The organism is Mycobacterium sp. (genome assembly GCF_049683355.1).
In the GTDB taxonomy this organism is placed as follows: domain Bacteria; phylum Actinomycetota; class Actinomycetes; order Mycobacteriales; family Mycobacteriaceae; genus Mycobacterium.
Genome location: NZ_JBAUJB010000141.1, coordinates 1 through 6,668, shown reverse-complemented (window position 1 = coordinate 6,668; position 6,668 = coordinate 1). Strand labels below are relative to the sequence as shown.

Genomic DNA, 6,668 nt, shown 5'->3' with positions numbered 1-6,668 from the left:
CGGGCTGCTCGACGCCGCGGTCGCTCGGCCGCAGGCGACCGTGTTCGGAGTCGACGCCTACCCGCAGGTGTGGGACAAGGCCGCCGCGTTGCTGCAGTCGCTGGCCCGCAATCACGCACTGGTCGATAGGAACAAGCGGACAGCATGGGCAGCGGCGTGGACCTTCCTGTGCCATGAACTGACACTACGAAGGACCACTGACACGTTGAGGCTGCGTTGGCGGCGGACTTTTTGCTCATTTCGACGCCGCCACCGCAGTCTCAACGCTAGACATGTGGCGGGAGCAACCGGATGAGAGGTCGTGGGCATGCCGAACGCCAGGAGTCTCGACGAGCTCCGCGACGCCCTGCAGCACTGTTACGCCGCATTCGAAACCTTGTGCGCAGACCTGAGCGACGACGAGTGGCAGGCGCAGTCGCTGTGCCCCGACTGGACGGTCCGCGGCGTTGTCGACCACGTGACCAGCATCGAAGCCGTCATGGCGGGCTGGCTGCCCGACGACGAGAAGACGCCGCCGCCGTTCGAAAAGGCCGGCGAGTTCCTCGCCGACACCACCGCCTACCCCGCCAAGGTCCGTGCCGTCTACGACCACCGCCGTCGTGACCTGGCCGCCCTGTCCGACGTCGACCTCAACCGCCCCTGCTGGACGCCGGTCGGCCCCGCCACCTACGGCCGATTCCTGGCGATCCGGGTCTTCGACTTCTGGGTCCACGAGCGCGACATCACCACCCCGCTCGGCCGGGCCACCGACGACACCGGCGTCGCCGCGGAGATCGCCCTGGCCGAGGTTGAGAACTCGATCGGCTACATCGTCGGCAAGAAGGTCGGCCTGCCCGACGGCAAGAGTCTCACGTTCGACCTCACCGGGCCCCTCACCCGTCGGCTGCACGTCGCCGTCGACGGACGCGCCGCGCGGGTCGACCACGTCGACGACCCGGACGTCACCGTGACCACCGATTCCACCACGTTCATCCAGCTGGCCTGCGGGCGTATCGACCCGCAGGCCCAGATCGACTCCGGGACGATCCGGTGGACGGGTGACGACGAACTCGGTGATCGCGCCGCCCGCAACCTGAGGTTCACGATGTGAGCAACCGCCCTGTCTCGGTGGACTTCCACTTCGACGTGATGTGCCCGTACGCCTACCAGACCTCACGGTGGATCCGCGAAGTGCGCGACCTGACCGGTCTGGAGGTGAACTGGCGGTTCTTCAGTCTCGAGGAGGTCAACCGGCAGGACGGCAAGAAGCATCCGTGGGAACGGGAGTGGTCCTACGGCTGGTCGATGATGCGCATCGGCGCGTTGCTGCGCCGCCAGTCGATGGCCGACGTCGACGCCTGGTACGAGCGGGCGGCGCGGGCACTGCACGTCGAGGGGCACAAGCCGCACGAGAGGGCGGTCGCCCGGCACCTCCTGGACGATTTGGGCTTCGACCCGGGCCTGGTCGACCAGGCGATCGCCGACCCGACTACCGGCGACGAGGTGACGGCCGACCATCAGCGTGTTGTCGACGCCGGCGGCTACGGGGTGCCCACGTTGTTCTTCCCGGACGGGCAGTGCCTGTTCGGGCCGGTGCTCATCGACCCGCCCACCGGCGAGGCGGCGCTGCGGCTGTGGGACGCGGTGGTGGCGTGGACGGAGTTCCCGCACCTCTACGAGCTGCAGCGGCCGAAGACAGCTGCTGACCAGCTGGCGATCGCCGAGACCTTCCGCCCGTACCTGGAGGCCAGGGACTGGGTGTCGATCAACCGCGGCGAGGTCGTCTCGCGGCTTGGGTTTGGGTTTGCGGGTAGCGAGGGTACACCCGCAGTGTGGAACGCCTGAGCGGCCTCGATGCGGCTCTATTGTACAGCGAATCGTCGAGGATCCCGCTGAACATCTGCTCGGTCGCCGAGTTGGACACGTCCACGGTGCCGGGGGGCTACTCCTTCGAACGGTTCCGTGACGACCTGGGATCGCGAATGCAGGCACTGCCGGAGCTGCGGGCCAAGCTCGCCGACAGCCAGCTGAACCTGGACCACCCGGTGTGGGTGGAGGAACGCAACTTCGACCTGTCGCGCCACCTGAAACGGATCGGGCTGCCCGTACCCGGCGGACGCAAGGAACTGGTTGACCTCTGCGCCCACATCGCGGCGGTGCCGCTGGACCGCAGCAAGCCGCTGTGGGAGATGTGGGTCATGGAAGGCGTCGGTGGCACCGTCCCCGAGGGCGGCGGCCGGCTGGCGCTGATGCTCAAGGTGCACCACGCCGTCGTCGACGGCGTCTCGGCCGCCAACCTGCTCAACACGCTGTGTGATCTCGACTTCGACGCTGCGCTGCCCGAACCTGTCGACGGGCCGGGTGATGCCGCGCCGTGGGCGATTGCCGCAGATGGCCTTATGCGCTTCGTGACTCGTCCGTGGCAGCTGACGAAGGTGATCCCCGCGACGGCGGACCTGGTGGTCAAGACGGTCGATCGGGCGGTCAACGGCAAGGCGATGGCGGCACCGTTCTCCGCGCCGGCGACGCGCTTCAACACTGAGCTGACTTCGGAGCGCTCCATCGCGCTGGCCCAACTGGACCTGAGCGACGTCAAGAAGGTGAAGAACCGTTTCGGCGTCAAGGTCAACGACGTGGTGATGGCGCTGTGCTCCGGTGCGCTGCGTGGCTTCCTGGCCGACCGGGAGGAGCTCCCGGACAAGCCGCTGATCGCTGCCGTCCCGTCGTCGGTGCAGGGGCTGACCGACCGGCCGGGCCGCAATCAGCTGTCGGGGATGTTCTGCAACCTGCACACCGACATCGATGATCCGGTGCAACGGCTGCTCACCATCGCTGAATCAAATACGTGCGCAAAGGAACACAGTGGATCGCTGGGTCCGGCGTTGCTGGTGGATCTGGCTGCGATGATCTCGCGGGGAATGTTCGGGTGGATGTTGGGGCTGATGTCTCGGACTCCGCTGACCCGTGCTCACATCCACAACGTCATCATCTCCAACGTGGCGGGACCGACGCGGACGTTGTACAGCTGCGGCGCCGAGGTGACAGCGCTGTTCCCGCTCGGGCCGATCTTCCACGGTTCTGGTCTGAACGTGACGGTGATGTCGCTGGGGGACACGCTGAACGTGGGGCTGATCTCCTGCCCGCACCTGGTGGACGACTTGTGGGGCCTGGCCGACCGCTTCGAGGCCGTACTCGGTGAGTTGCTCAACCGCTGCTGACCAGGGGAGGTCTGCCGCTGTTGTGGGCGAGGTTGCGCTCAGGGGCGTGAATGCCTGAACTTCAGACGCAGTCACAGCCGTCAGTGCGATCTCGCCTACCGGGGCTGGATTGGTGAGGTGGGGGCGCCCTCAGCGGACGGTGCGCACCGCGATCAGGTGCTGGGAGACGGGCACCCCGTCGGCGTACTTCTCGACGGCCTGCTCGATCATCCAGTAAGGCCAGTCCGGCGGCGAACTGAGCCCCGTGACCGGCGTCGACGAGTCGCGCTGCCAGTTCGTCGATGGTGAGGCTCGACATGTCTTGCCGGCTCGCCGAGGACCTCCGAGACGATGCACTCGGCCAGTGGGCTGTCGCCGATGAAGTTCTGCATGAACCACGACGGGCGCAGCACGGTGAAATCGGCGAACCGTCCTGCGCCGAGGTCGTGGATCTCGCCGAGGGCGGGTTCACCGCGGGCCACCGCCGAGGAACTCAACTGGACGACGCGGCGCACCCCGCCGGCTGGCCGCCCGCGCCGGTGAATGCCCTCGGGGGTAGTGGTGATCACCGCGATGTAGTCCATCTGATAGTCGTCGGCGGTCTGCAGCATCGCGCCTTTGGCGGAGAATTCGAGGATCACGGTGTCCGGATCGAGGGCGTGGTGCCGCCGACGCTCGACGACCTCGTCGACACGGATCCGGGAGCTGTAGTCCCAGACGTCGTCGCGGCTACGCAGCACCTGGTATCCGGGTGGGGCGAAGGGGAATTCCATCACCCCGTCCGGCGCCCACTGGTCGGCGAAGGTGCGCATGTCGTTCCGCCGCACGGCCGTCGGCAGAACACCACGCCGGAGTTCCTGGATCGGGTCGTCGACTCGGTGCTGCACGCGTTGGGTGCGCCGCGACGGCGTTGACACTGCGCTGACGGCGGGCGCTACTCGAACTTCTCCGCCGTGAGCGCAGTCTCAACGGCAGTCAGGACGCTCAGTGTTTGTCGTCGTCCCGGGTGGCCCGCAGCGACCCCGGATGCGCCTTCGCCGTCGGGTCGCGGCGCGTCTTGATCAGGCTTGCCACGGTCACTACCGCGAGGATCACCACGATCACCACCAGGCTGACGTAGGTGTCCACCTCCGGCACGCTGGGATCGATGTCCACGTGCGCCCAGTGCAGCACCAGTTTGACGCCGATGAACGCGAGGATGATCGACAACCCGGTCGACAGGTACACCAGCCGGTCCAGCAGACCCTTGACGAGGAAGAACAGCGCCCGCAGGCCCAGCAGCGCGAACGCGTTCGCCGTGAACACGATGTAGGGCTCGGCGGTGATACCGAAGACGGCGGGGATCGAGTCCAGCGCGAAGAGCAGGTCCACGCTGCCGATCGCGATGAGCACCGCGACCAGCGGTGTGAACATCCGGCGGCCGTCGATGCGGGCGACCAGCTTGCCGCCGTGATATTCGTCGGTGACGGGCAGGAACCGACGGGTGGCCCGGACCATGATGTTGCTCTCGATGTCGGGGTCCTCATCGCGATGCCGGAAGAGCTGGATCGCGGTGAATATCAGAAGGAGGCCGAACACCAGGAACATGAACGAGAACAGCGACAGCAACGTCGCGCCGAGAATGATGAAGATCGCTCGCATGATCAGCGCCAGGATGATGCCGAAGGTCAGCACCTTGTGTTGATGCTCTTCAGGCACCGCGAAGGTCGCCATGATGATCACGAACACGAACAGGTTGTCGACCGACAGGCTCTTCTCGACGATGTAGCCGGCGAAGTACTCGGTGCCGAAGGTGCCGCCGTAGGTCGCGGTGAACCACACGCCGAACAACACGGCGACCAGGATGTAGAACACCGACCACGCGGTGGCTTCTTTGAACCCGACGCGGTGCGGCCGGATCGCGGCCAGTGTGAGGTCCACAGCGAGCAGGGCGATGATCACGCCGAGCGTCCCACCCCACACCCACGGGCTGATATCGAGCATGTGCCGTCTGACCTCCGCGTCTGAAGTTGCCATCCATCGTTGCGGGACATTCCCCGGCCGTCAAAGCCGATGGGGCTACATTCAGCTGATGGCGGCCGCGGCGGTGTGGGAGTTCGACTCCTCTGATGGCGAGCTGCTGGTGACCACCGGGGTCACCGGGCCGGCAGCGAAGATGGGCCACCGGTTGACCCTCACGATGGCGTGGCAGGCCACCGTCCGCTGGGCCGACGACGAACCCGCCGAACTGGCGGTGACGGTCGACGTCGGTTCCCTGGAGGTACTGCGGGGCGAGGGCGGCGTGAAAGGGCTCGCCGGTCCGGAGAAGGCGCTGGCGCGGTCCAACGCGCTGAAGATCCTCGACGCCGACAAGTTTCCGCAGATCCGCTACCAGTCCGCCGACATCACCCGCAGCGACGACGGTTACCGCCTCGGCGGGACCCTGGAGATCCGCGACACAGCCCGCCCGCATACGGTCGAACTTCACGTGGACGAACTGGCCGAGGCGTGGAGGATGTCCGGTGAGACCGTGGTCCGGCACTCCGACTACGGGCTGAAGCCCTACTCGATGATGATGGGCGCGATGAAGGTCAGCGACGAGGTGACGGTGTCGTTCGCCGCCCGACGGGCCGCCGGTTAGTCGGGACGTCATTCGGGAACCCTCGACGGCGTGCCGGAAGGAGGACAACCTAGATGGGCTACCCGAACAGCGTCTCTCGTCTGGGCACCCGGTTCGGCCCCTACGAGCTGCAGTCGCTGATCGGTGTCGGCGGGATGGGCGAGGTCTACCGCGCCTACGACACCGTCCGGGACCGGGTCGTGGCCATCAAGCTGCTACGCGCGGACATGTCGGCCGACCCCACCTTCCAGCAACGCTTCCGGCGTGAGTCCCGGATGGCCGCCCGACTCCAGGCCCCGCACGTCATCCCGGTGCACGACTTCGGCGAGATCGACGGCGTGCTGTTCATCGACATGCGACTCGTCGAGGGCGCCAGCCTCAAGGACGAACTGCGCGTCCACGGAGCGCTGCCCTCGGCGCGCACCGTCTCGATCGTCGGCCAGGTCGCGGCCGCGCTGGACGCCGCCCACGCCAGCGGCCTGGTGCACCGCGACATCAAGCCGGAGAACGTGCTGCTGACGCCCGAGGACTTCGTCTACCTCGTCGACTTCGGCATCGCCCAGGGCGGCGGCGAGGCGAACATCACCAGCACCGGGCTGGTCATCGGGTCCTGCGCCTACATGGCGCCGGAACGGCTCAACGGCGGACGCGGCGGGCCGCCCTCGGATGTGTACTCGCTGACGTGCCTGGTGTTCGAATGTCTCACCGGCCGAGCCCCGTTCACGTCGGGCGACCTGCGGGAGGTGATGGGGGCACACCTGTTCTCCGCGCCGCCGCGGCCGAGTGCGGTCCGTCGCGGCCTGCACCCGGCATTCGACGACGTCGTTGCGCGCGGCATGGCGAAGAACCCGGCCGACAGGTACCCGTCGGCCGGCGCGCTGGCTGCCGCGGTC

At 67.2% G+C, this 6,668-nt stretch carries 8 protein-coding genes; 6 read left to right on the top strand and 2 right to left on the bottom strand.

Features of this window, described 5'->3' with window-relative positions; translation table 11 throughout:
• The 4 genes from WA944_RS09035 to WA944_RS09020 form a co-directional block, all read left to right on the top strand.
• On the top strand, nucleotides 1-295 hold a 295-nt coding region (locus WA944_RS09035; protein ID WP_526608574.1), incomplete at its 5' end, for a type II toxin-antitoxin system death-on-curing family toxin.
• Between the two features lie 12 nt (nucleotides 296-307).
• Nucleotides 308-1,090: a maleylpyruvate isomerase family mycothiol-dependent enzyme gene (locus WA944_RS09030; RefSeq protein WP_526373699.1), complete on the top strand. Its 783-nt coding sequence runs from the start codon at nucleotides 308-310 to the stop codon at nucleotides 1,088-1,090.
• Nucleotides 1,087-1,824, top strand: coding sequence for a mycothiol-dependent nitroreductase Rv2466c family protein (locus tag WA944_RS09025; protein WP_526373697.1), 738 nt, complete (start codon nucleotides 1,087-1,089; stop codon nucleotides 1,822-1,824). Before WA944_RS09030 ends, WA944_RS09025 begins: the two co-directional genes overlap by 4 nt.
• Nucleotides 1,812-3,197: a WS/DGAT/MGAT family O-acyltransferase gene (locus tag WA944_RS09020; protein WP_526608571.1), complete on the top strand. Its 1,386-nt coding sequence runs from the start codon at nucleotides 1,812-1,814 to the stop codon at nucleotides 3,195-3,197. Before WA944_RS09025 ends, WA944_RS09020 begins: the two co-directional genes overlap by 13 nt.
• Before the next feature lie 206 nt (nucleotides 3,198-3,403).
• Here WA944_RS09020 and WA944_RS09015 read toward each other — a convergent pair whose 3' ends face one another.
• Together WA944_RS09015 and WA944_RS09010 are read right to left on the bottom strand one after the other, a co-directional pair.
• On the bottom strand, nucleotides 3,404-4,093 hold the full coding sequence (locus WA944_RS09015; protein ID WP_526608569.1) for a nuclear transport factor 2 family protein: 690 nt from the start codon (nucleotides 4,091-4,093) through the stop codon (nucleotides 3,404-3,406).
• Nucleotides 4,094-4,160: 67 nt separating this feature from the next.
• Nucleotides 4,161-5,159, bottom strand: a complete 999-nt coding sequence (locus WA944_RS09010; RefSeq protein ID WP_526373829.1) for a TerC family protein — start codon at nucleotides 5,157-5,159, stop codon at nucleotides 4,161-4,163.
• 88 nt (nucleotides 5,160-5,247) lie between these two features.
• On the opposite strand from WA944_RS09010, the gene WA944_RS09005 reads away from it, so the two are divergent.
• Nucleotides 5,248-5,796: a YceI family protein gene (locus WA944_RS09005; RefSeq protein WP_526373830.1), complete on the top strand. Its 549-nt coding sequence runs from the start codon at nucleotides 5,248-5,250 to the stop codon at nucleotides 5,794-5,796.
• Between the two features lie 53 nt (nucleotides 5,797-5,849).
• The coding region (locus WA944_RS09000; protein ID WP_526646761.1) for a serine/threonine-protein kinase at nucleotides 5,850-6,668 on the top strand (819 nt) is incomplete at its 3' end.

Bases quoted from the DNA above. Each gene is read 5' to 3' on its own strand.
- WA944_RS09005 (WP_526373830.1), top strand. From the start codon at position 5,248: ATGGCGGCCGCGGCGGTGTGGGAGTTCGACTCCTCTGATGGCGAGCTG.
- WA944_RS09010 (WP_526373829.1), bottom strand. From the start codon at position 5,159: ATGCTCGATATCAGCCCGTGGGTGTGGGGTGGGACGCTCGGCGTGATC.
- WA944_RS09030 (WP_526373699.1), top strand. From the start codon at position 308: ATGCCGAACGCCAGGAGTCTCGACGAGCTCCGCGACGCCCTGCAGCAC.